At 66.7% G+C, this 23,523-nt stretch carries 19 protein-coding genes and 1 pseudogene; 11 read left to right on the top strand and 9 right to left on the bottom strand.

All coding sequences use genetic code 11. The features are described 5' to 3' along the window. Positions 1-2 precede the first annotated feature (2 nt). Complete coding sequence (locus N536_RS38090; protein ID WP_304413323.1) at positions 3-851, bottom strand: Ig-like domain-containing protein; 849 nt, start codon at positions 849-851, stop codon at positions 3-5. 213 nt (positions 852-1,064) lie between these two features. Here N536_RS38090 and N536_RS0111265 point away from each other — a divergent pair, with 213 nt between their 5' ends. Then, complete coding sequence (locus N536_RS0111265) at positions 1,065-2,573, top strand: adenylate/guanylate cyclase domain-containing protein (RefSeq protein ID WP_029113703.1); 1,509 nt, start codon at positions 1,065-1,067, stop codon at positions 2,571-2,573. Here the strand turns inward: N536_RS0111265 and N536_RS0111260 are convergent. Together N536_RS0111260 and N536_RS0111255 are read right to left on the bottom strand one after the other, a co-directional pair. Continuing rightward, a complete protein-coding gene (locus tag N536_RS0111260) occupies positions 2,570-5,182 on the bottom strand; it encodes a LuxR C-terminal-related transcriptional regulator (protein ID WP_036435959.1) in 2,613 nt (870 codons plus the stop codon). The genes N536_RS0111265 and N536_RS0111260 overlap by 4 nt on opposite strands. Positions 5,183-5,233: 51 nt before the next feature. Then, the gene (locus tag N536_RS0111255) at positions 5,234-5,431 is read right to left on the bottom strand and encodes a hypothetical protein (RefSeq protein ID WP_029113701.1); all 198 of its coding nucleotides are present in this window, start codon (positions 5,429-5,431) and stop codon (positions 5,234-5,236) included. A gap of 188 nt (positions 5,432-5,619) precedes the next feature. Here N536_RS0111255 and N536_RS42570 point away from each other — a divergent pair, with 188 nt between their 5' ends. Together N536_RS42570 and N536_RS43330 are read left to right on the top strand one after the other, a co-directional pair. After that, positions 5,620-7,317: a hypothetical protein gene (locus N536_RS42570; protein WP_051574411.1), complete on the top strand. Its 1,698-nt coding sequence runs from the start codon at positions 5,620-5,622 to the stop codon at positions 7,315-7,317. 27 nt (positions 7,318-7,344) lie between these two features. Beyond that, positions 7,345-8,940, top strand: a complete 1,596-nt coding sequence (locus N536_RS43330; RefSeq protein ID WP_036435958.1) for a hypothetical protein — start codon at positions 7,345-7,347, stop codon at positions 8,938-8,940. Between the two features lie 48 nt (positions 8,941-8,988). Here the strand turns inward: N536_RS43330 and N536_RS43520 are convergent, their stop codons facing one another. Then, the gene (locus tag N536_RS43520) at positions 8,989-9,327 is read right to left on the bottom strand and encodes a DUF742 domain-containing protein (RefSeq protein ID WP_231514492.1); all 339 of its coding nucleotides are present in this window, start codon (positions 9,325-9,327) and stop codon (positions 8,989-8,991) included. Between the two features lie 9 nt (positions 9,328-9,336). Then, positions 9,337-9,855 (bottom strand): annotated as a pseudogene (locus N536_RS43515) (peroxiredoxin); the annotation flags it as partial. 242 nt (positions 9,856-10,097) lie between these two features. Here N536_RS43515 and N536_RS0111235 point away from each other — a divergent pair. From N536_RS0111235 to N536_RS0111225, 3 genes are all read left to right on the top strand, one after another. Then, the gene (locus N536_RS0111235; protein WP_051574410.1) at positions 10,098-12,980 is read left to right on the top strand and encodes an RND family transporter; all 2,883 of its coding nucleotides are present in this window, start codon (positions 10,098-10,100) and stop codon (positions 12,978-12,980) included. Between the two features lie 5 nt (positions 12,981-12,985). Next, complete coding sequence (locus tag N536_RS0111230; RefSeq protein ID WP_029113698.1) at positions 12,986-13,417, top strand: VOC family protein; 432 nt, start codon at positions 12,986-12,988, stop codon at positions 13,415-13,417. Between the two features lie 75 nt (positions 13,418-13,492). Further along, entirely contained in the window at positions 13,493-14,836 is a 1,344-nt protein-coding gene (locus N536_RS0111225) for an adenylate/guanylate cyclase domain-containing protein (protein WP_029113697.1), read from the top strand. Positions 14,837-14,843: 7 nt separating this feature from the next. Here N536_RS0111225 and N536_RS0111220 read toward each other — a convergent pair whose 3' ends face one another. From N536_RS0111220 to N536_RS0111205, 4 genes are read right to left on the bottom strand one after another with little or no spacing between them, the layout of a single operon-like run. Further along, positions 14,844-15,791, bottom strand: coding sequence for a R2-like ligand-binding oxidase (locus N536_RS0111220; protein ID WP_029113696.1), 948 nt, complete (start codon positions 15,789-15,791; stop codon positions 14,844-14,846). A 53-nt stretch (positions 15,792-15,844) separates the two neighbouring features. Beyond that, positions 15,845-16,783: a DUF808 domain-containing protein gene (locus N536_RS0111215; protein ID WP_029113695.1), complete on the bottom strand. Its 939-nt coding sequence runs from the start codon at positions 16,781-16,783 to the stop codon at positions 15,845-15,847. 41 nt (positions 16,784-16,824) lie between these two features. Next, on the bottom strand, positions 16,825-17,853 hold the full coding sequence (locus N536_RS0111210) for a GTP-binding protein (RefSeq protein WP_029113694.1): 1,029 nt from the start codon (positions 17,851-17,853) through the stop codon (positions 16,825-16,827). An 8-nt stretch (positions 17,854-17,861) separates the two neighbouring features. Then, positions 17,862-19,445: a PTS transporter subunit EIIC gene (locus N536_RS0111205; protein ID WP_029113693.1), complete on the bottom strand. Its 1,584-nt coding sequence runs from the start codon at positions 19,443-19,445 to the stop codon at positions 17,862-17,864. 113 nt (positions 19,446-19,558) lie between these two features. On the opposite strand from N536_RS0111205, the gene N536_RS0111200 reads away from it, so the two are divergent. The 5 genes from N536_RS0111200 to N536_RS38070 all read left to right on the top strand — a co-directional run bounded on the left by N536_RS0111200 (position 19,559) and on the right by N536_RS38070 (position 23,504). Continuing rightward, on the top strand, positions 19,559-20,029 hold the full coding sequence (locus N536_RS0111200; protein WP_029113692.1) for a PTS glucose transporter subunit IIA: 471 nt from the start codon (positions 19,559-19,561) through the stop codon (positions 20,027-20,029). Next, on the top strand, positions 20,030-20,815 hold the full coding sequence (gene nagB, locus N536_RS0111195; protein ID WP_029113691.1) for a glucosamine-6-phosphate deaminase: 786 nt from the start codon (positions 20,030-20,032) through the stop codon (positions 20,813-20,815). It begins immediately after the preceding gene. Beyond that, positions 20,816-21,958 carry an N-acetylglucosamine-6-phosphate deacetylase gene (gene nagA / locus N536_RS0111190; protein ID WP_029113690.1) on the top strand — a complete coding sequence of 381 codons (1,143 nt, stop codon included), beginning with the start codon at positions 20,816-20,818 and terminating at the stop codon, positions 21,956-21,958. Positions 21,959-22,046: 88 nt separating this feature from the next. Beyond that, the gene (locus N536_RS38075; protein WP_064751534.1) at positions 22,047-22,865 is read left to right on the top strand and encodes a DUF2182 domain-containing protein; all 819 of its coding nucleotides are present in this window, start codon (positions 22,047-22,049) and stop codon (positions 22,863-22,865) included. Positions 22,866-22,874: 9 nt separating this feature from the next. Further along, on the top strand, positions 22,875-23,504 hold the full coding sequence (locus N536_RS38070) for a DUF1326 domain-containing protein (protein WP_051574408.1): 630 nt from the start codon (positions 22,875-22,877) through the stop codon (positions 23,502-23,504). Positions 23,505-23,523: the final 19 nt, after the last annotated feature.

Genomic DNA, 23,523 nt, shown 5'->3' with positions numbered 1-23,523 from the left:
CGTCAATCGATTTGCCAATCCTGGCCACCGTCGTTTTGCGTGTAGCTACCGACGGAATTCGTGACGACGATGGGATCGCCCACCCCGAAGTTGTCGTAGAACCACTGCGCGTCTGCCGGACTGATGTTGATGCAGCCGTGGCTCACGTTCCGGTTCCCCTGATCGGAGACCGACCAAGGCGCGCTGTGCACGAAGGTGCCGCTGTTGTCGATTTGCACCGCCAGCTTGACGTGGAGGCGATAGCCCTCTGGTGACTCATTCGACACTCCGTACGTCTCGGAGTCCATCACGACGTCGGAAAACTTGTCCTGAACGTAGTAGGTGCCGTCGGGGGTGTCGTGGCCCGGCTTGCCCATCGACATCGGAAATGTCTGCTCGAGGTTGCCATTGCGCGTGATCGTCATCTGGTGGGTGTTGTTGTCGGCCGTGGCGACTAGCGCGTCTCCAGTGCTGAAGCTGGACGTGGTGCCCGCCGCATCGATGTGCACTCCTGTGTGTTCGGGCCAGAATGCAAGGGGCCGCCATCGCACCTGGCTGTCATTCGTCCAGTAGAACTTTCCTTCCACCGGGGGATCCGATGAGATGTGGATCGCGTCCTCGACCGCCTTCCGGTCCGTAATTGGCGCGGTGAAGGTGATGACGATCGGCTTGGCGACGCCAACGATCGATTCGTTCGAAGGGTTCACTGCCTCTACACTGAAAGATGCTGTGCTGGAGCCTGTCTCGTTGACTTCTCCCGCAGTCTGTTCCAACGGCGCCGAGGTCTGCGACGAGTCAACGCCTTCGTCGGGATCTGCCAGCGCGCCTGGTGCCATCACCAAAGCTACTAGAACGGTGAGCGTTCCGATCACGGCAGTTGTTCGGATGCTCGTCGTACGTCGCATATGGACTCCCGCAAGGTGAACTCGGCGACTGCGGCCGGGGCCCTGTGTATTGAGGCCGGATGGCCAATGATTACCGTCCCACATTCTCCCGGTGCTTACTCATATGCGGCACAACGAAATAAGCACGAAATGAACGCATATTCGTCTCTCTTGGCTCTGGTGGGCGCCTAGTCTCTTGAAATGGACCGCATCTGGCAATGGGCGTGGGATCGTCACGCGGCGAGGTACTCCTGGGTGATCGCGGCGATCAGCGTCGCAGTGGTACTACCCGTCTACCTAGTCTTCTCGTTCGTCGTTCTTGGTTACGAGAGCTCGCATGCATACGTCGAGACGGCCGTCGGCACAGGTGCGGCGGTGCTGTTGCTGGTGTACGCGATAGTTCTTCCCGGCGTCGGCCGGATGCAACTCGTCGAGCGGTGGGCCGTGGGCCGCGGCGTCGATGGAGTCCTGGCGCTGGATGCGACCTACCGCTGGGCTCGGGGGGCGTTCGTTCGAGTGGTGGGCGGCAGCGCGGTCGGGACCGCTGCCCTCATGGTCGGAGTTGGTGCAGTCGTCGGAGCGACTGGGTCGAAACTCGTCCAGTACGGGATCCTGGGTGCCGTCGTCGGGGGCGCGGCCCTGTTACCCGGTGTGCACGGTTTCCTGGAAGCAGCGGCGCGGCCTGCCAGGGTTGCGATCGCCGGCGAATCGGGCATCGGTGATTCGCTCGCGCGTCCTCGACCCACCTTTGCTGCCTGGTCGAACGCCGCAATCCTCGCCTCCGCGTTGGCGTTCGGTGTCGGGGGCGCGATGCTCGCGGCTGTGTTCGATCGGGCCAATGACTCTCCGGTGCTCGCCGTCCTGATCGGATGTGCGCTGACGCTCGGTTTGGCGGTGCCGATCACGGTTGGCGCCGCGTTCTCGTCATCGTTGCAACCCATTCGCGACCTGGCAAAGGGGACCAAACGCGTTGCGGCCGGGGATTACAGCCAGCGCGTGCCGGTGGTGCAGGACGATGATCTTGGTGTGCTGGCGGCGTCGTTCAATCGGATGCAGGCGGGTTTGGCTGAGCGGCAACGGCTTCAGGCGGCGTTCGGCACGTACGTCGACCCGATTCTGGCGTCCCGGTTGCTCGAGCAGGGTGACGACGTGTTCACCGGAGAGCGCCGGGAGGTGACGGTGATGTTCGTCGACATCCGGGATTTCACTCCGTTCGCCGAAGCCAACAGCGCCGAGGACACCGTCGCGCGACTCAATGCCCTGTTCGGGATCGTCGTACCTGCCGTCGTCGACGCAGGCGGGCACGTCAACAAGTTCCTCGGCGACGGTGCGTTGGCCGTGTTCGGCGCCCCCAACGACGTTGCCAACCATGCCGACGCCGCGGTGAGCGCGGCGGTTCAGATTCACCGCCTGGTCGCTGAGCGCTTCGGTGGCGAACTGCGCATCGGCATCGGCATCAACACCGGCAAGGTGATCGCCGGCACCATCGGTGGGGGAAGCAAGCTGGAGTTCACCCTGATCGGTGACACCGTCAACGTCGCCGCCCGCGTCGAGCAGCTGACCAAGACCACTGGCGACGCGATCCTTCTCACTCACCGCTCCGTCGACGCCCTGAGCTCGCGACCGTCCGCACTCACCGACCGGGGCCTGTACGCGTTGAAGGGTAAGTCAGCCGAGATTCAGGTCTTCGGACTGAACCCAGCTCACTAGACCCCTCGCAGGATCGAGACCAGTTGTTCGCGGCTGTTGGCGCCGACCCGTTGGGAAGCGCGGAACAGGTGCCCCTCGACCGAGCGCGTCGACATGGTGAGCCGGTCGGCGATGTCCTTGTTCGACAGCCCTTGTGCCGCAAGGGAGATGATCTCGCGCTGGCGAGCCGTGAAGGGTTGCGACGTCGTCGTGGCCCGCAACGCGGGAGTCTGCGCCCCTTGGCATTCGGCGGCGAGACGTTGGGCCGTGGCGGAGGCGCTCATCGCGGCACCGCGTAACCCGGCGTTCTGGTAGGCGACGACGGCTTGGGCTGCGGCGTCGGCGGCGGCAAGTCGATCGCCGAACGCCTCGTAGTGGCGCGACGCGGTCACCAGCCCGTCGCCGCTTCCCGCTGCGAGAGCTGCCGCATGAGCAGCGGCTGCCGCTGCGCGCGGACCCTGGGCGCCGATGGCGAGTTCGGCCAGTCTCGGAGCGGCGGTGTGGTCGCCGAACTGTGTCGCCATCTGCAGAAGCACGACCTCCCACGCGGGCCGACCGAGTCGACGTTCCTGCATCGCCGCCGCACGGGTGATGGAGATCGCCTGCGACGTAACGCCTTCGGCCGCGAACACCCAGGCCTCTGCGATGGACTTCTCCGCATCGACCATGCACGCGTCGGGCTCGTTGGCCCACCATTCGATCGCATCGAATTCCCGGCGCGCATCCGCGGCTCTTCCGACCATCGCGGTCACGGTCGTCGCCCATGCTCGCGCGAACGTCTTCACCATGCGGCCGCTGTCGCCGGTACCCAGATATGCAACGGCTTCCCACAACGAACGACGGGCGTCATCGAGTGCGCCCCGGCTCATCGCGGACATGCCGACGAGCACGCTGTGCCACGACTCCTCAAACGGAACGTCGCGTGTGTCACGCCAGATCCGGGCGATCACGGCGTCCGATTGTGCAAGGGCACCGGCAAGTCGATAGCCGTAACTCTGAAGGAACGCCAACGGGTGCCGCAGGTGGGACGCTTCCGCAGATCTGGCGGCGACTGCGTAGCCGTCGTTGGCCGCAGCCTCGAGCTCGTCGATGCGACCGAGGTCGCCGAGTCCGGCGACCAACACCCATGCCAGCAGCACGTGCTCGAGGTCGGTGGCGGGTGCGGCGGCGAGGATGGTTCTGGCGCGATCGACCGCGCCCCCGGCCTTGCCGCGCACGACGTCGATCAACGCTCGCAGTGCCGAGGCGAGTGCTTGCGCGGCCTCGTCGGCGGTAGCAGACATTTCCTCGTCGAGTTCCCGCTCGGCGCTTGTGGTTTGACCGAGTACCACCGCGAAGTTCAACGCGCGAAGGATCGCAATCTGAACCCGCATGGGGCCCGACGTCTCCTCGGCAAGCTCGCCGAGGATGGTCTCCGCTTCGACGCCGCGCTCCTGCCAGGTGACCGTCATCGCGTGCGCGAACTTGGCTCCGACGCCGCCACCGGCGGCAACGGCGCGTTCCGCGAGGGTCTCGGCCAGCCGCTGATCCAGCAGTTGCATCGCGGCCGACGCCGCGGTCAGGAGAAGCTCGGGGTCAGCGGTGAGATCGGATTCGATGGTGAGGACGGCGCGTCGCACCAGGTCTCGGGCATCCGTCGACTCCTTCCGCGCGAGTTCTCCCGCGATGCGCCCGCGCAGGCCCCGCATGCGCAGGGAGTTGGTGCGGCGGATCTCACCCAGCATCGGGTGGGCAAGCCGCACGGACTCGGGGCGTGTGCTGGTATCTACGCTGATGAGGCCCAGTGCTTCGGCCTGCGTGAGTGCATCGGAATTCGTGATCGCTGCCAACACGTCGACGTCCAAGGGTTCGGCCACCGCGAGAGCGTCGAGGACATCCCCAACGATCGTGGGCACCTGGGTCAACCGCGTCTCGAGCAACTCTGCGAGTGTTGGTGAGAGCTTGGGCTGGCCGTCCCACACCCATAGGTTGGAGCGCTGTGTCATCCGCCCGGCGGTTACCTCATTCTCGAGGAGGTGCCGCAAATACAACGCGTTGCCTTGGGTGTACTGCCAAAGTCGTTGTGCGCTGGCAGAGTCCACAGGACCGTCGAGGACGTTCTCCACCAGGTACGTCGTCTCCGAGCTTGAAAGTGGTTGCAGTTCAAGGCGTTCAAGATGCTGATCTTTCCAGATCGCCGTGATGGCGTCTGGCGACGATTCCCCCGAGCGGATCGTCATGATGACGGTTGCGAGGCGGCGGGTGACGAGTTGGTGAACCGTGAAGGCCGACAGGTCATCCAGTAGATGCGCATCATCGACACCGACGACCACCTCCCCGGCAGGTGCGTCGCCGATGAGGCCGTCGATCACCTCACGCACCCGGCGCAACGGATCTGGCCCGAAGTCCCTGGCGATGTCGGCGAAGGCGCCCAAGGGAACGCCGCGCGCCGAGGCCGTACCGACGATCCAATGCCTGCGCGTATCACGGCGGCCACAGTCGGCGACGGCTTCACGTGCGACCCGCGTCTTGCCGACGCCGGGGGCGCCGGACAACACGATTCCCCTGGCGCGGTCGGTGACGGCCCGCGTGGCGTCGGCGATCTCCTGAAGCTCCTCGGATCGCCCGACCAGGGGCCACTGGCGGATCACCGGCAGATTCTAACCGGCACAGGCATTCCGCTTCGGGAATCGAGCAAGCGATCAGGCCGGTGCCTCGTCCGACGCGGCGGCCAGCTTGGCCTCGGCTACTCGCATGAACGTCGGGAGCGCGGCCGGATCCACCCCGACACGCTCGGCGATCACCTCGTCCGCAAACCCCGCATCACGCAACCGCAGGGCGGTGGCGTACGGCAACGGCAACCGCTGCAAGAACTCGGCCCGGCGCGCATGGGTGCCCATGGGATCGACGATGGCTGCTGCGGCAACGGCGGGCTGGGGTAGTGGACTACTCCAATCACGATCTTCGCGAGCCGCAGGTGGAACTGGGGTAGTGGACTACCCCAGCCGGTCCATCGCCACCGACTTAGGTTCCTGGCAAGCACACAGGAAGCCCACAGCGGGTTATTCCGGCGAGAGGATCGTTCCCCATGGCCAAGCACGCGCGCCAGTCGTCCCCGGCTCATCATCGGTTTCTTGCGTCGGCAGTGACGGCCGGTGCGTTGGCCGCGTCCGGTGCCGCGTTGGTGGCCGTCCAACCGAGTTCTGACGTTCAGCCCCTGGTGGTCAGCATGCCCGTCGCCTTGGTCGATCTTTCGGTGCCGGCACCCAGTGAACGGGTCGTCGGCTCTTGCGCCTCGACGGACATCATCTGTGCCTTGGCCGGTGGGCGCAGTGGATCGGAAGGCCCGTCGGCGATTCGCCTCCCGGTACCCGCGTTGCCGGTCAACAGGCTTGACGCGGCACTGTTCGACACCGTTGATGTGCTGATCGTCCGCCTGGTGGGAGCGCCCGGCCAGATCCTGGCCAACCCGTTCAACGTGATCGGGCGCGGCGGTTGGCTCATCGGTGATGCCGTCACCCCCGGCGCGAACGGTGGTCTGCTCATCGGCAACGGTGCCGGCGGCCGAACGCCGGGCCAGAACGGTGGGTACGGCGGCCTCCTCATCGGTGCCGGCGGCAACGGCGCGAACGGTGGCATCGGCCAGAACGGCGGCAGCGGCGGGGCCGGCGGCCTGTTCATCGGCAACGGCGGTCACGGCGGCAACGGCGGTGCCGCGGACCCGTTGACCGGTATCGCGGGTAATGGCGGTGCCGGCGGGAGCGCATTTCGGGGCGACGGCGGTGACGGTGGCGACGGCGGCGACGCCGGCTCGATTCACATCGTCAACGGCGAACGGGTCGACAATTCCCTCGCGGTGCCGGCGGTCGGCGGGAATGGTGGCGCCGGCGGCCACAGCTGGGCGGATGGCAATGGTGGGTCCGGAGGGAACGGCGGCGAGGCCGCCACTACCAACGGTGACGCCACCGCCGGGAGCGGCGGCGCGGGGGGCAACGGCGGCGGCGATGGCGACGGTGGCGTCGGGGGCAACGCCGGGGTCGGCGCCACCACGACCGCCCTCAACGGAACCGCCACCGGCGGCAGCGGTGGCGACGGCGGTAACGCAGGCAACGGCTTCGGCACCGGCGGCAACGGTTTCGGCAGCGGCGGTGACGGTGGCGACGGCAGCCACAGCGTCGCCAGCTTGGCCGGTGACGCAGTCGGCGGAAACGGTGGCGACGGCGGCAACGCCGGGGGCTACTTCGGCGACGGCGGCGACGGCGGCGACGCCTCAGCTGCCGGAGGCGATTTCGCCACCGGTGTCTTCGCGGACGGCAACGCGACCGGCGGTACCGGTGGCAATGGCGGCCTCGGCGCCATCAGCAGCGGCAGCTACGGCGGTGAAGGCGGTGACGGCGGCCCAGCCGGCGCCGGCGGCTTCGGCGGCGGCTTCGGCAACACGGTTGCGACGGGCGGCGCCGGCGGAACCGGTGGCAACGGCGGCGCCAACATCGCGAACGGCAACGGCGGCAGCGGCGGCGATGGTGGCGGTGCCAAGAATCCCCGGTCGGACGGGGCGTCGTTCGGCGGTGCCGGCGGTGACGGCGGTGACGGCGGACCTCTCGGCGACGACGGCGGTAACGGTGGCAATGGCGGCAACGCCCAAAGCCCGGCCAGTGGCAACGGCACCGGCGGCAACGGCGGCAATGGCGGAAGCGCTGCGCCCGGCCACGGGGGTACCGCCGGTTCCGGCGGCACAGGCGGCACGGGCACCGGCGCCAACGGTGCCGACGGCGCCGACGGATAGCTCCAACAAGGTCTTCGGGAGGACGTAATGGGCAAGCACATGAAGCAGTCGCGGGGCCGGAAGCGGATCCTTGCGTCGGCGGCGACTGTCGGTGCACTGGCCGCGGTGGGGGCCGGCACTGCGTTGACCGGTGGCCACCCGAGCCCGGCGGTTCAGGCGAGGATCCTCTCCACATCCATTGTGTTGGTTGATCATTCGGTGCCGATACCGAATGAACTGCTCGCTGCCTCTTGCGCCGCGACCGACCTCGTCTGCGCCTTGGGCCGAGAGCGGAGCGCGGACAGCGTGTCCGTGCCGTCGCTGTTCGTGCCGCCGACGATCGGCCGGGTCGGCCCGGCGGCACCGATCGACCCGATCCTGGCTCGTCTGCTAGGTGCGCCGGCGCAGATCCTGGCCAACCCGTTCAACGTGGTCGGGCCGGGAGGTTGGCTGATCGGCAATGCCATCACGCCGGGTGCGAATGGCGGCCTGCTCATCGGTAACGGCGCCGCCGGCCGCATACCAGGCCAGAACGGCGGGCACGGCGGTCTGCTCGTCGGCAGGGGCGCCGACGGCGCCAACGGTGGGCTCGGCCAGGACGGCGGCAACGGCGGGGCTGGCGGGTTGCTCTACGGGGGTGGCGGCAACGGCGGCAGAGGAGGCAATGCGGATCCGTTGATCGGGATCGCCGGCAATGGCGGCAACGGCGGGAGCGCGTACTACGGCAATGGCGGAAAGGGTGGCGACGGCGGCGACGCCGGCGTCCACCCCGCGGACCAGCAGAACATCGTCGCCCTCAACGTGCCCGCGACCGGCGGCAACGGCGGTAGGGGCGGTGACAGCTCCTTGGGCAACGGTGGGGACGGAGGTAACGGCGGTATGGCCGTCACTCTTGTCGGTGATGCCATCGCAGGCGACGGCGGCGACGGCGGCAATGGTTTCGCGGGCAGCACCGCCTACCACGGGGGCAATGGTGGCGACGCGGGCTACATCAGCCAGGCCATTGCGCCTGACGGCAAGGCCTACGGAGGCGACGGCGGCGACGGAGGCAACGGCGGCAATGGTGGCGACGGCGGCGACGCCAGCCACAGCAATTACAGCTATCACAGTGATGTCTTCGGCGGTGACGGAGGTGACGGCGGCAACGCCTGGGGCGGCAACGGTGGCAACGGTGGCAACGGCGGCGACCAGACCGATTCCTTTAGTGGTGGCAACGCGACGGGCGGCAACGGCGGCGATGGCGGCAGCAGCGTGCTCGGCAACGGCGGCAATGGCGGCGACGCCCCTGTTGCCGTATTCGCAGAGGGCAACGCAGCTGGCGGCAACGGCGGCAACGGCGGGACTGGAGGTGGCGGCAAAGGCGGCAATGGCGGTCAGGGCTCGTACGCCAAGGCCGGCACCGGCGACGCCAGCATTCCCAATGCCGAGGCCACCGGCGGCAATGGCGGCCACGGCGGCAGCGGCGGGGGGCCGAGCGGTGTCGGTGGTTTCGGCGGAGACGGCGGCAATGCCGAGAGCACCGTCAGCAAGGCGTTCGGCGGCAACGGCGGCAACGGCGGCACACCAGGGGGTACCGGTGGCGAAGGCGGCTATGGCGATGGCACGGCTGGTAGTACCCAGGGCGCCGACGGCGCCGACGGATGACCCCGCTAGGGCGATCGGACCCGACGTCGCCGGGCTGATAGCGCTGCCTCAGAGTGCGCGCAGGCCAATCAGGGTCCTTCTTATCAGTTCACGTCGTTCGTCGATCGTCGTCGAGTCACCGGAGATGGCGTGCACCCGCAAATAACCCTGTGTCACCAGGTCGCCGACGAGGAACCGCGTCGCACCGAGCGGCAAGGACAATTGAGCGGCGATCTCGGCGACCGAGGGGTTGTCCACGCAACACGTCAGGATCTGTTCTCGCACATCATTTCTCGGCCAGCGCGGCGGCTTCGTTCTGGTGTTGAGCGCTTCGACCGGAGCCTCGAGTGGCAGTTCGACCCCGGGGTCGGTGTGCTTCTCCCGGACATGTGGCAAGCCATGTGCCACCGCGTGGTTCTGCAAGAACCGCAAGGTCTGGTCGGCGTGCACCGATGCGCGCAGCTCGCTGGAGACGACCTTGAGTACGGTGCGGTCGGTGTCGATGACGAATGTGGTCCGTCTGACCGGCAGCACCCGGGCCAGCAGGCCACGGCGCCGACTGTGCCGCCCACGCCGGGCCTCACGCGCCACGACGGATTTGCGCAGCTTGGCGAACCTGCCTCGGCGCACCCCGAACAACTCGGACACCACGCCGTCCGCGTCGGAGAGCAGCGGATAGTCGAATGAGCGCTGCTCGGCGAAGTGCGTTTGCCTGTCGACGGTGTCGGTGCTGATGCCCACCCGCTGGGCGCCCACCGCGGCGAATTCACTGCTCAGGTCCCGAAAATGACAGGCCTGGGCTGTACAGATCGGTGAGGACGCTATCGGGAAGAAGAACAGCACCACCGGCCCATCGGCCAGGAGCGCGGACAGTGTCCGCGGCCGACCCGAATGATCGAGCAGACTGAAGTCAGGCGCCTTGTCGCCCGCGAGCATCGGCAAAGACTAACGCGGGAAGCGCTGCGCGATGCACGACTCGGATGATTCATTTCCCGCGTATGCGCGGGGTCGTTGCCTCTGACCGGGCCCAAGACTCGACAACCTGACGAGGTGGACCGGCGCTGGCCAGCGATTGACAGGGAACAGTTTGATGGACTAAACGTATTACACGCGCGACACTTCGTGTTACGCGCAAGGCTTGCCTGTCGGCGGCTAAGGGCCTGATCGGGGGCAAGGCGATGGCGATCGTTGATCGGTTGGCGACGGTGTCGCCGGAGCGGTCCAAGATTGCGCACGTCATCCGCGTCCTTGCGGTACCCATCGTGCTCGCCTGGCTGGCGCTGACCGTCGTCACCAACGTCTTCGTACCGACGCTTGAGAAGGTCGGCGAGGCTCACACCGTCTCGATGAACGCCCACGACGCGCCTGCCTTCATGGCGATGCAGCGCGTCGGGGCCAATTTCCAAGAGTTCGACTCCGACAGCAACGCGATGGTCATCCTCGAGGGGGAGAAGCCGCTCGGCGCCGATTCCCACCACTTCTACGACGAGCTGGTCAAGAAGTTTCAAGCCGATACGGCGCACGTAGAGCACGTCGCGGACTTCTGGGGTGACCCGTTGACCGCCTCGGGCGCGCAGAGCGGCGACGGCAAGGCCGCCTTCGTACAGCTGTATCTGCGCGGGAACATGGGCGAGACGCGGGCCAACGAGTCCATCGCCGCCGTGCGCGACATCATCGACGAGACGCCAGCCCCGCCAGGAGTCAAGGCCTACGTCACCGGAGGCGCGGCGATGAACGCCGACCAGCGGGTCGCCGGCGACAAGGGTGCGGCGAAGGCCACGGCCGTCACGCTGGTCGTCATCGCGATCATGCTGCTCTTCGTGTATCGCTCGATCGTCACCACGGTCCTGACCCTGCTGATGGTGTTCCTCGAACTCGGTGCCTCCAGGGGAATCGTCGCCTTTCTCGGCAACACCGGCGTCATCGGGCTCTCGACGTTCGCGACGAGTCTGCTGACGCTCATCGCGATCGCCGCGGGCACCGACTACGCGATCTTCCTCCTCGGCCGGTACCAAGAAGCCCGCGGAGCCGGCGAGGACCGGGAAACGGCGTACTACACCATGTTTCATGGCACCGCGCATGTGGTGCTCGGCTCCGGCCTCACCATCGCCGGTGCACTGCTGTGTCTGAAGTTCACGCGCCTGCCGTGGTTTCAGACGATGGCGGTGCCCTGCGCGGTGGGCGTGCTCGTCGCCGTCATCGCGGCGTTGACGCTTGGCCCCGCGGTCATCGTCATTGGCAGTCGCTTCGGGCTGTTCGACCCCAAGCGCGCGATCAGTTCCCGAGGGTGGCGCCGCATCGGCGTCGTGGTGGTGCGGTGGCCCGGCCCGATTCTGGTCGCGACGTTGGCGCTGGCGCTGATCGGCCTGCTCGCCCTGCCTGGCTACAAGACCGACTACGACGGACGCCACTTCATGCCGGCCGATACGCCGGCCAACGTCGGATATGCCGTCGCTGACCGGCATTTCGACGCCGCGAGGATGAACCCCGAGCTGTTGATGGTCGAAAGCGACCACGACCTGCGCAACTCCGCCGACTTCCTCGTCATCGACAAGATCGCCAAGGCCATCTTCCATTCGCCGGGGATCGCGAGGGTCCAGACGATCACCAGGCCCACGGGCAAACCGATCGAACACACGACGATCCCGTTCCAGATCGGCATGCAGAGCACCGGTCAGAAGATGAACGAGAAGTACAACCAGGACATGACGGCCAACATGCTCAAACAGGCCGACGACATGCAGACCACGATCGACAACATGACCAAGATGCAGAGCGTCACCATGCAGATGGCCGACGTGATGCACAGCATGGTCGCCCGGATGAAGGGCATGACGATCGACATCGCCGAATTGCGCGACAACATCGCCAATTTCGACGACTTCTTCCGCCCGATGCGCAACTACCTGTACTGGGAACCGCATTGCTACGACATCCCGGTCTGCTGGTCGATCCGGTCGGTCTTCGACACCCTCGACGGCATCGACACGATGACCGACGACATCCAGGCCCTGATGCCCGACATGGAACGCCTCGATGCGTTGATGCCGCAGATGGTCGCGCTGATGCCGTCGATGATCGAGACGATGAAGAGCATGAAGACAATGATGCTGACGATGTATGCGACCCAGAAGGGTTCGCAGGATCAGCAGTCGGCGATGCAGGAGAACTCGACCGCCATGGGCGACGCGTTCGACGCATCGCGGAACGACGATTCGTTCTATCTGCCGCCGGAAGCGTTCAACAACAGCGACTTCAAACGCGGCATGAAGAACTTCATCTCACCCGACGGCAAGTCGGTGCGCTTCACCATCGAGCACGAGGGCGATCCCGCTACCCCCGAGGGCATCTCGCACATCGACACCATCAAGCAGGCGGCGAAGGAAGCCATCAAGGGCACCCCGCTCGAAGGTTCCACGATCTACCTCGGTGGGACCGCGGCCACCTACAAGGACATGGCGGACGGGTCGAAGTACGACCTGATGATCGCCGCGATGTCTGCGGTGGCCCTGATCTTCATCATCATGCTGATCATCACGCGAAGCGTGGTGGCGTCGGCCGTGATCGTGGGAACCGTCCTCCTGTCGCTCGGCACGTCCTTCGGGCTCTCGGTCTTGGTGTGGCAGCACCTGTTTGGCATCCGGCTGCACTGGATCGTGCTGGTGATGTCCGTCATCCTGCTGTTGGCCGTGGGATCCGATTACAACCTGCTGCTGGTGTCCCGGTTCAAGGAGGAGCTGCACCACGGCCTCAAGACCGGCATCATCCGTGCCATGGCCGGTTCGGGTTCGGTGGTGACCTCGGCGGGTCTGGTGTTCGCGGCCACCATGGGATCGTTCATGTTCGGCGACCTGCGCAGCATCGCCCAGGTCGGCAGCACCATCGCGTTGGGGCTGCTCTTCGACACCCTGATCGTGCGGTCGTTCATGACGCCGGCGATCGCAGCATTACTCGGACGTTGGTTCTGGTGGCCGCAAGTCATTCGAACCCCCGCATCACGGCGGCGGCTCGCGGCAATCCGGCCCGAGCCGACCACCGCACCGATTCCGACGGGAAGTTGACGGGCATGTCCGAGGTCGCCGTTCCCGGCATCGCCGGGATACACCACATTTCCATCACCGTGACCGACCTCGAGGCCAGCGTTGGCTGGTACGAACGGCTACTGGGCGCGAACCGCGTCCCGACGGCGTTTCCGCACTACGAATGCGAGGACACGGGCTACGCCGAGTTGCTCATCGAGCCGCGTTCGGGTGTCGTCATCGGCCTGCACACCAATACCGGCAACGACGGACGGCAGTTCGACGAGGCCCGCACCGGGCTGGACCACGTGGCCTTCAACGTGGCCACACGCGACGAGCTGGAGGCGTGGACCACCCGGCTGGACCAGCTCGGCATCGCACACTCCGGCATCAGGGAGGTGGCCGAGCCGTTCGCCTTCGCCACGGTCGTCTTCCGCGATCCCGACAACATCCAGCTCGAGTTGTTCGCCCTCGGCTGAGGTCGTAGGTCGCGCACGAAGTCGGCTCGACGAAAACGCACGTGTAGAGCCGACCGGCGGGTGCACGATGGTCATGTGATCGACGGGGGAGTGCACTACGCGCGGAACGGGGCCGTTCGCCTCGCATATCGCGTGCTGGGTGATCAAGACCCGACGTTGGTGTGGGTTCCCGGCTGGATCAGCAATGTCGACATGCTGGTGGACCCCGACCTGCCGTTCACGACGTTCTTCGAGCAGCTTGCCCAGCGCACCCGGTTCGTTGCTTGGGACAAGCGCGGTACCGGCCTTTCCGATCCGGTCACACGTGTTCCGCCGCTCGACGAACGCATGGACGACCTACACGCGGTAATGGATGCGGCCGGAGCCGATTGCCCCTCGCTGTTCGGTGTGTCCGAAGGCGGACCGATGAGCATCCTGTTCGCGGCGACGTATCCGCAGCGCGTCCGCTCGCTGGTGCTGTACGGAACATTGCCTCGGTTCACTCCCGAACTGCCGGAGTTTCCTTGGGGTTTCGATCCCGGCCAGGCAGCCGAGTATCACCAGGACATCGAGACCCATTGGGGCGAAGGCGCTTTGGCCGAAGCATTCTTCGGTTCCATCGCCGACGTGCCAGGGTTTCGCGAGATGTACGGCCGGATTCAGCGCGCCTCGGCGAGCCCGATGATGGCGTCGATGCTGTTCCAAGCCCTCGCGGAGATCGACGTTCGTCCGGTGTTGCAGACCATCCGCACGCCGACGCTCGTCCTCGGCAGGCGGGGTGATTTGGTCGCCCCGGTCGAGGCCGCCACCGCACTGGCAGCGGCCATCCCCGACGCGGAATTCCAGGAACTGCCGCCTGGGCCGCACGGCCTCTTCGACGACGCGATGGCGTCCGCCATACTCGACTTCGTCTGCGGCCAATCATCCGAGGAGACGGGCGAGCGGGTGCTCGCGACGGTGATGTTCACCGACATCGTCAGCTCAACGGAGCTGCTCAGCGCGCACGGCGATGCACAGTGGCGCCACGAGCTCGACGCTCATGACCGACTCGTCGACAGATTGCTGTCGAAGTACGGCGGGCGGCGCGCCAAACACACCGGTGACGGCGTCTTCGCGCTCTTCGACGGGCCCACCAAGGCCGCCCGTTGCGGACTGGAACTCGTGCCGACCCTTGCCGGACTCGGCATCCACGTACGGGTGGGCGTGCACATCGGCGAATGCGAGCGGCGCGGCGACGAATGGAGCGGCATGGCGGTCCACGTCGGTGCGCGGATCGGAGGCATGGCGCACGCCGACGAGGTCCTCGCGAGTCGCACCGTTCGTGATCTGTCGGCGGGCTCGGGACTGCGTTTCGACAGTCTGGGCACCCAGCACCTCAAGGGGATGGCAGAAGAAACCGAAGTCTTCCGCGTCAGTAAACGCGTTGGCGTGCCGTTCTGAGCGAGTGCTACCGCGCGGCGGCCAGGACCTTGCTGTCCTCGTCGGCGAAAGCGTCCTCAAGCTGCAGCGGCGAATAGTCGACGTCGATGTCGCCGAGCGGCCGTCCCCGGGCGCTGCTGATCGTGCCGAGCCGACGCATTCCCTTGTCGGCCGCATACTGCATGAACTCGTCCATCGTCAGGTCGAAGGGAACGTGGTCGGGGTCGTAGAGCGCGAAGCCCTCTTCGGTGTTGCGCAATGCCAGCGGAATCAGCTCGTTCATCCGGGTTTCGAAGACCGCCCAATTGGCATCGTCGGCGGCGACGTGGCGCCGACACGTGAAGGTGCCCCATGCCATGTGGCGGCGCTCGTCGTCACCGATGCGCCGGATCAGCTCCTGCATGCCGGGAAGAATGCCGCGACCGATGCAAATCTTGTGCCACGCATAGTATCCCGTCAGCGCCATCATCCCTTCGATGACGTGGTTGTACGTCGCCGACGCCCGAACCTGGGCGGCAGGTGAAGGATCACTCGAAAGCGTATCCAGCGACTGGGGGAGTTCCTCGTAGAACATCTTCCGGTACGACGGCAGGTCGTCGAGGTAGCGGTGCAGGTCGTCGGTGATTCCGACGGCGTCGAGCCACAGCCGGAATACCTGGGTGTGTCTGGCCTCCTCGAACGCGAACTGGGTCAGGTACATCTCGTCGCCCAGCCGTCCTTCGGCCCGCATTGCGGCCATGAAGGGCTGGATGTCCTGGGTGACCGCTTCCTCGCCGGCGATGAACTCGGCGCACAGCCGGGTGGCCCAGTCGCGCTCGACTTCCGTCAAGGATTCCCAGTCCTCCTGGTCACGGGAGAAGTCGATGTCGGCCGGATCCCAGAACTTGGCATTGCCGCCGGCAAACAGCTTGAGCGGCAGGCTGTTCCAATTGAGGCCACCCGCACCGAGCGACTGTGAATGTGTCCGCGTTGACATCGGTTCATTCTACTGTGAGCCAGGTCACAGTCAACCGAGCTTGCCGCGCGTGACTAGTGTGCGGCCTTCTTGCCGAACGGCAGCAGGTGCATGACGGCGACCACGATGGCGCCGACGATCAGGCCGATGAGGGCCGAAGCTCCGGTGTTGACCAGCCAGGCGAGCACGCCGCCGATCCCGTCGACGGCGTGGTGGACGATTTCCTCGAGGTGGTGCACGAAGCCGTATGGCGCGTGCCAGCCGAGCGTGTCCGACCCCTGCAGAAGGATGTGGCCGCCGACCCACAGCATCGCGACGGTTCCGATGGTCGACAGCGCCGACAGGAGTTTGGGCATCGCCGCGACGAGTCCGCGGCCGATCTTCTGCGAGAACTTCGAGGCGCGCCCCGCGAGGTTGAGGCCGATGTCGTCCATCTTGACGATGAGCGCGACCACCCCGTACACCGCGGCGGTGATGACCAGCGCGACGATGACGAGAATGATGAACCGCGGCCAGAAGGATTGGTCGGCAACCTCGTTCAGCGCGATGACCATGATCTCGGCGGAGAGGATGAAGTCGGTGCGGATGGCGCCGGCCGTCATTTGCTTCTCGGCGTCCTCGCCGACGGCTGCGGTCGGTGCGGCGTGGGTGTCGTGCCCGGGGAACCAGCCCCATACCTTCTCGGCGCCCTCGTAACAGAGGTAGGTGGCACCCAGCATCAGGATCGGGGTGATGACCACCGGCACGAATTGGCTCAGCAGCAGCGCCGCGGGAAGGATGAACACCAGTTTGTTGCGCAGGGACCCGATGGCAATCCGCTTGATCATCGGTAGTTCGCGGTCGGCGGTGATCCCGTGCACGTACTGCGGCGTCACCGCGGTGTCGTCGATGACGACGCCCGCCGCCTTCGCGGTCGCACGGCCCGTAGCAGCGCCGATGTCGTCGACCGACGCCGCCGCCAGCCGCGCCAATGCCGCGACGTCGTCGAGAAGGCCGAACAGACCAGCACTCATCGCGTTCCCACCATGGTTCCCAGCCTATCGGGAGGCCGTGCTCAGATGCTGAGTCGCCGGTACCGCTGCAGGCGGCGGACGCCGGAGGTGGGGACGGGGCCGTCGTGCGGTCGCACCGCCGCCTCCATGCGGGTGCGAACGTCGTCGACGTCGAACCGGGTGCCGATCGCCACCAGGCAGTTGGCGCGTGCCGCCGGCGGTGCGGCCGCCACGTGGATCGACGTGCCGACGACGTTGACGACGTAGGTGCGTACCCGCGCGGAGTAGCGGACGGCGACGATGCCCTTGAGGCGGTACACGCCTGCCGGCGGCTGTTCGAGCAGGTCGAGCAGGACGCCGGGGTCGACGCAGCCCTCGCTGGTCGCCGTGACGGAGGCGGCGTGGACGTGATCGTGCTGATCGGCGTGCGCGGGATCCTGTGCCGAATCGATCAGCAGTTCCCTGATCGACAGCTGTCCGGAGGCGTCGATGTCGGACACGTCGTAGAGCAGAGCGGGATCGACTCTGGCGCCGACCGCGCCGACGACGTGCACGTCCGGATTGGATTCGCGCACACGCGTTTCGATGCGCTCCACCATGGTGACGCGATCCGCCTCGGGGATCTGGTCGAGCTTGTTGACCACGACCAACGACGCGGCACCATATCGAGCCGGCGGGGTGTTCGTGGCATCGACGGTGTCGAAGTGCGTGGCGGCGTCGATGACGTCGACGATGCCGCCGGGCCGCACCCGTTCGACCCCGCTGAAGCGGATGATCCGGGATATCGCGACCGGGTCGGCCAGGCCGCTGGCCTCGACGATGATGGCGTCGAGTTCCAGTCGGGGATCGGCAAGCTTCTCCAGCGCCGCATCCAGCCCACCTTCGTCGGGCAGGCAACAGATGCACCCACCGGCGATCGACGCGGGCTCGTCGATCTGCCCCGTTACCAGGGCCGCGTCGACGTTGAGTTCGCCAAAGTCATTGATCACCACGCCGATCCGCGCTCCGGGTGCGCGAAGGACGTGATTGAGCAGACTCGTCTTGCCAGCGCCGAGGTAACCGGTCAGCGCGATGACGGGTATCGCCTTCAACGATCTCCCTAGAGGATCTCGGTGATGGCGTTCTTCAGCGCGTCGGAATCGGTGCCGAAGACCGCCTGGACGCTGTTGCCGACCTCGACGACGCCCGCGGCGCCCAAGCTGCGCAGTCGGGCCTGATCCACCTTGCTGGTGTCGGCGACCTCCATCCGCAGCCGCGAGATGCAGGCGTCGACGTTCACCAGGTTGTCCCGCCCTCCGAACGCCTCGATGACCTGTTCGGCCTTGCTGTCGGTAGCGACCGGAGCAGGTGCGGTCACCGTCGCGGCACCCGACCCGCCTGCCGTCACGGCCGTAGCCGCCTCGGCACCCTCGCCGAGGTTCGCTTCCTCCTCCGCTTCGAATTCCTCTTCCGGCTCGCGTCCGGGGGTGCGCAGGTTCCACTTCGTGATCGCGAACCAGAACACCAGGAAGTAGACGACGAAGAACACGATCCCCATGCCGATGAGCAACGGAATGTTCTTCGCCGCGGGTGCAGTGCCGTAGAGGAGTAGGTCGATCAGGCCCGCGGAGAACGAGAAGCCCAGGTGGATGTCCAGCAGGTACGCGATGGCGAGGGAGAGTCCGGTCAGCACCGCGTGCAGGAGGTACAGCGGGAACGCGACGAACATGAACGCGAACTCGAGCGGCTCGGTGATGCCGGTGACGAACGCGGTCAGTGCGGCCGCCGACAGAATGCCGACCGCGAGCTTTCGTTGCTTCTTGTTGGCCGCGAAGATCATGGCAAGCGCCGCGGCGGGCAGTCCGAACATCAGAATCGGGTAGAAACCGGACGTGAGGAGGCCCGCCGTCGGGTCGCCCGCGGCGAAGCGGGTCAGCTCGCCGGTGACGTTCTCGCCGCCGGGGGTTTGGTAATCGCCGTAGAGGAACCACACGTACGAGTTCGGGATGTGATGCAGCCCAAGCGGAATCAGCATGCGGTTGGCGAATCCGTACACGAAGGCACCCAGGGCACCCGAACCGCCGATGAACTCGCCGAGGCCCGTCAGCCCCGCGTCGAAGATCGGATAGAAGTAGCTCATCGCGAAGGCGATGAACAAGGACGCCAGCGACACCACGATGGGGACGAAGCGTCGGCCGCCGAAGAATCCGAGGTAGGACGGCAATTGGATGGTGTGGTAGCGGTCGAAGAGCCACGCGGTGACGAGGCCGACCACGATTCCCGCGAACACGCTGTAGTTGATCTGGGCTTGGTCGCCTGCCTTGTCGACCTCACCGGCCAGGACGATCGGCGACATGGTCTTGAACACCGCTTGCACGACGAGGTAGCCGACGACGGCGGCCAGTGCGGTGGAACCGTCGGCCTTCTTGGCGAAACCGATGGCGACGCCGACGGCGAAGAGCAGCGGAAGGTTGCTGAACAGTGCGTCGCCGGCGGCGCTCATCGCCTGGAAGAACGATCCGATGACGGGAGCGTGGATCCTGCCGAGCAGGTCGGGCTGGCCAAGGCGCAGCAGGATGCCTGCCGCGGGCAACACGGCAATCGGCAGCATGAGGCTCTTGCCCAGTCGCTGAAGTTGCGCGAAGCCGGGAATGCGAAGGCCCGACTTCTTCGATGCGCCTTGAGTTTTCGCCGTGTCGCTCATTCCGGTCACCCTTCTCTGCCGCAGACGTCGCCCACCACCCAAGCTCAGCGGAAGCTTAGACGAGAACCTGCGAACCCGAGTCCGTCTTTCCGTCCCGCTCGTATTGTTGACGAATGACCAAGACGCCAGTGCTCGCTCCCGTCGCGGGGCGTGCGGTACCGCTTCACGACGTCCCCGACCCGGTCTTCGCCCAGGGGATGGTGGGCTACGGCGCCGCAATCGACCCTCCGCGCGGTGTCGTCGAGGCGGTCGCCCCGGTCAGCGGGAAGGTCTTGAAGTTGCTTCCGCACGCCTACATCGTTCTGACCCCGGACAACGTCGGGGTACTCGTGCACCTCGGCATCGACACCGTCAAGCTCGAGGGCGAGGGGTTCACCGCTCACGTCAGCCAGGGCGACGAGGTCAACGCCGGTCAGCTCGTCATCACCTACGACGTCCCGTCGGTCGAGGCCAAGGGGCTCAATCCCATTGTCCCCGTGGTGGTCATGGACGAGCGGGAAGCCGGCAACGTCATTGCGTCCGAAGCAGTGACCGAGGGCGCGCAGATCCCTTCCGGTGCCATCTTGTTCACGGCGAACAAGTAGATGGAAGTCGTCATCCTGGCCGAGGCCGAGGAGATCGGTGGCGTCGCCGCGGACGCGATCGGTGCTCTGCTCGGTCGCAACCCGGCGGCGGTGCTGGGCCTGGCCACCGGGTCGTCGCCGGTGGCGATCTACGACGAACTGGCGGCGCGCCACGCTGCCGGTCAGATCTCGTTCGCGCAGGCCCGTGGCTTCACGCTCGACGAGTACGTCGGCCTGCCCGCCGACCATCCCGAGCGGTACCGCAACGTCATCGACACCGTGTTCGTGTCGCGGGTGGACTTCGCTGCGGGAGCGGTGCAGGGCCCCGATGGCGCCGCGGCCGACATCCCCGCCGCGTGCGCGGCCTACGAGAACGCAATTCGGGAGGCAGGCGGGGTCGACCTGCAGATCCTCGGAATCGGCACCGACGGGCACATCGGGTTCAACGAGCCGGGCTCCTCGCTGGCCTCCCGAACCCGGATCAAGACGCTGACCAGGCAGACGCGCGTCGACAATGCCCGCTTCTTCGGCGGGGACGTCGACGCCGTCCCCACGCATTGCCTGACCCAGGGACTGGCGACGATCATGGCGGCGCGCCACGTGATCCTGGTGGCGACCGGTCGGCACAAGGCCGAAGCCGTGCACCACCTCGTCGAGGGGTCGGTCAGCGCGCTGTGGCCGGCGACCATCCTGCAGCACCATCCGCACGTGACGGTCTTGCTCGACGACGCGGCCGCCCGGCGGCTTCAGCTCGTCGACTACTACCGCGAGACGTACCGGTCCAAGCCGAAGTGGCAGGGCATCTGAGTGCTGCTGACGGCTGATACCTTGCTCACCGGCCGAGAATCGTTGCGGCCGGGCTGGATTGAGGTATCAGGCGACGAGGTGGCGGCCATCGGCGGTGGCGTCCCGACCCGGCCGCCGGACCGCGATCTCGGTGCGGCGACGGTCGTGCCCGGCTTCGTCGACACCCATTTGCACGGCGGGGGAGGGGCCAACTTCTCCACCGCATCTCGCGCGGACACGTCGACCGCCGTGGCCCTGCACCGTAGGCAGGGCACCACCGCGCTGATCGCCTCCCTGGTGACCGCGGGTCCGGCCGAGTTGCTGCGCCAGGTAAGCGAATTGGCAGCTGACGTTCGTGACGGCCTGATCGACGGCATCCATCTGGAAGGCCCGTGGCTGTCCACGACGCGGTGCGGTGCGCATCAGCCGTCGTTGATGCGTGACCCGGATCCGGCGGAGATCGCCCGCGTGCTCGACGCGGCCGGCGGAACCGTTCGCATGGTGACCATCGCGCCGGAACGCGACGGCGCGCTGGCCGCGATCGGTCAGTTCGTCGAGGCGGGCGTGGTGGTCGCCGTCGGCCACACCGAGGCCACCTACGAGCAGACGCGGGCGGCGATCGACGCGGGCGCGACGGTGGGCACGCACCTGTTCAATGCGATGCGCCCGATCGATCGCCGCGAGCCGGGCCCGGTCGTCGCGCTGCTCGAAGATCCGCGCGTGACAGTCGAATTGATCACCGATGGGGTGCACGTCGACCCGGCGATCTACCGGCACGTCACGCGCAGCGCCGGACCCGACCGGGTGTCGTTGATAACCGACGCGATGGCGGCCACGGGGATGGCCGACGGGGTCTATCCCCTTGGACCGCTGGCCGTGGACGTCGTCGACGGTGTGGCGCGCGTGTCCGGAACCGACACGATCGCCGGCAGTACCGCGACCATGGACCAGGTGTTCCGCTTCGCCGTCGTCTACGGCGGACTGTCCCGCGGGGACGCGCTGATGCAGGCCGTGCGCCAGGCGTCGATCAATCCCGCCCGGGCACTGGGCATGCCGAGCGCGGGACTCGTTTCCGGGGCCAAGGCAGATTTGGTGGTGTTGGACGCAGACTTTGCCGTGACTGCCGTGATGCGACACGGAACGTGGGTCGACGGGCCCGACTGACCGATCCACTTCGGTTTGACCGCTTCTGTGAATCGGCGACGGTTGCTGGCGCAACCAGCCATAATGCGGTTCAGGGAGGCGCGGTCGAATGGGGATGCGGGACGCGGTCGCCGGTGTCGCGAAGGGGAGCGACGGATTTGCTCTGCGCATTGGGGTCCCCGCTGCGCTGATCGGTCTGGCCGGGGTCGGTTGGTGGTGGTCTGCCCGCGTGGCCGCGGACATGTCCGGTGACGGGGTGGCCCCCCTGCCCATGGATTCCATGAGCGACATGGGTGACATGGGTTCGATGGCGGGCCCCATGTCGTTCGCGGCGTTCGTCGTGGCCTGGGTGGCGATGATGGCCGCGATGATGCTTCCGGCGATCCTGCCGGTCGTGATGTTGTACGCCAGGGCGGCCGGCCGGGGCACCGTCGCGCCGCTGCCGTTCTTCGTCGGCGGCTACCTGGCGCTGTGGACGACGCTCGCGATCCCCGCCTACCTCGCATGGCGCGCGCTGGAGATGCCGTTGTCCGACGGCCGGGCGTGGGCCGGTCGGGTCGCGGGTGCCACGCTGCTGGTGGCTGCGGTGTGGCAGGTGAGCCCGCTGAAGTCGGCGTGCCTGCGCCACTGCCGATCGCCCCTCGGGTTCTTCATGCGTTACGCCAAACGCCTGCGTCGCCCCGTGAGCGCGCTTCGCATGGGTATCGTCCACGGCGCGTTCTGCATTGGCTGCTGTTGGGCGCTGTTCGCGGTCCTGGTCGCCACCGGCAGCATGAGCGTGCTGTGGCTGGCCGTGTTCACCGCGTTGATCGTGCTGGAGAAGAACTCCCGCTACGGCGAGCGCATCGCGCTCGCGGCCGCGCCCGTGCTCGCCATTCTCGGTGCGGTGCTTCTGATTTCCCCGTCGTTGGTAACGACAATCGCCTAGGAGGGCACCATGTCAGTCACCGCAACCACTACCGCCTGGCGGCTCAAGGGAATTGGCTACGAGTTCTGCAACTGTCAGCCAGGCTGCACCTGCAACTTCAGTGGGTATCCGACATCGTCGGACGGCAGTTGCAAGGCCGCCGTGGCCAACCGGATCACCGAGGGGCAGTGCGGCGACGTCGACCTGTCCGGCGTGACGGCGCTGATGATCGTGGATTGGCCCAAGGCGATTCACGACGGCGACGGCAGGGCCGTCTTCGTCGTCCCGCCGGAGGTCAGCGACGCCCAGCTCGACGCGCTGGCCCAGATCTACACCGGCCAGCTCGGCGGCATGCCGTGGGAGATTCTCGGCACCACGTACGACGTCGTCGGCGTCGTGCGCGCCGACGTGAACCTCGACGACGACGGCATCTACAGCGGTTTCAGCGTGCCCGGCGTGGGCGAGGCCAAGGGCACGACGCTGAAGAACCCCGTCACCGGAGAGGAACACCGCGCCGCGATCGTGCTCGAGACCGGTTTCATCTGGAAGCGCGGTGACTGCGGCCAGGGCACCTTCGACGTCGAGGCGGAGGGCATTCACCTGTCGTTCGAGGACAGCAACTGGATCTACTACGACTTCGACTGGTCCAACTCCGAGTAACCGATTCATCGAGCAGGCT

This window comes from Mycobacterium sp. URHB0044 (genome assembly GCF_000620625.1).
Taxonomy (GTDB): domain Bacteria; phylum Actinomycetota; class Actinomycetes; order Mycobacteriales; family Mycobacteriaceae; genus Mycobacterium.
The sequence above is the reverse complement of the archived record's forward strand: the minus strand, read 5'-3'. Positions and strand labels throughout refer to the sequence as shown.

Excerpts from the sequence above, each read along its gene's own strand:
- N536_RS0111265 (WP_029113703.1), top strand. The coding sequence starts at position 1,065 with ATGGACCGCATCTGGCAATGGGCGTGGGATCGTCACGCGGCGAGGTAC.
- N536_RS0111255 (WP_029113701.1), bottom strand. The coding sequence starts at position 5,431 with ATGGGCACCCATGCGCGCCGGGCCGAGTTCTTGCAGCGGTTGCCGTTG.
- N536_RS42570 (WP_051574411.1), top strand. The coding sequence starts at position 5,620 with ATGGCCAAGCACGCGCGCCAGTCGTCCCCGGCTCATCATCGGTTTCTT.
- N536_RS43330 (WP_036435958.1), top strand. The coding sequence starts at position 7,345 with ATGGGCAAGCACATGAAGCAGTCGCGGGGCCGGAAGCGGATCCTTGCG.
- N536_RS0111235 (WP_051574410.1), top strand. The coding sequence starts at position 10,098 with ATGGCGATCGTTGATCGGTTGGCGACGGTGTCGCCGGAGCGGTCCAAG.
- N536_RS0111230 (WP_029113698.1), top strand. The coding sequence starts at position 12,986 with ATGTCCGAGGTCGCCGTTCCCGGCATCGCCGGGATACACCACATTTCC.
- N536_RS0111220 (WP_029113696.1), bottom strand. The coding sequence starts at position 15,791 with ATGTCAACGCGGACACATTCACAGTCGCTCGGTGCGGGTGGCCTCAAT.
- N536_RS0111215 (WP_029113695.1), bottom strand. The coding sequence starts at position 16,783 with ATGAGTGCTGGTCTGTTCGGCCTTCTCGACGACGTCGCGGCATTGGCG.
- N536_RS0111205 (WP_029113693.1), bottom strand. The coding sequence starts at position 19,445 with ATGAGCGACACGGCGAAAACTCAAGGCGCATCGAAGAAGTCGGGCCTT.
- N536_RS0111200 (WP_029113692.1), top strand. The coding sequence starts at position 19,559 with ATGACCAAGACGCCAGTGCTCGCTCCCGTCGCGGGGCGTGCGGTACCG.
- nagB (WP_029113691.1), top strand. The coding sequence starts at position 20,030 with ATGGAAGTCGTCATCCTGGCCGAGGCCGAGGAGATCGGTGGCGTCGCC.
- N536_RS38075 (WP_064751534.1), top strand. The coding sequence starts at position 22,047 with ATGGGGATGCGGGACGCGGTCGCCGGTGTCGCGAAGGGGAGCGACGGA.
- N536_RS38070 (WP_051574408.1), top strand. The coding sequence starts at position 22,875 with ATGTCAGTCACCGCAACCACTACCGCCTGGCGGCTCAAGGGAATTGGC.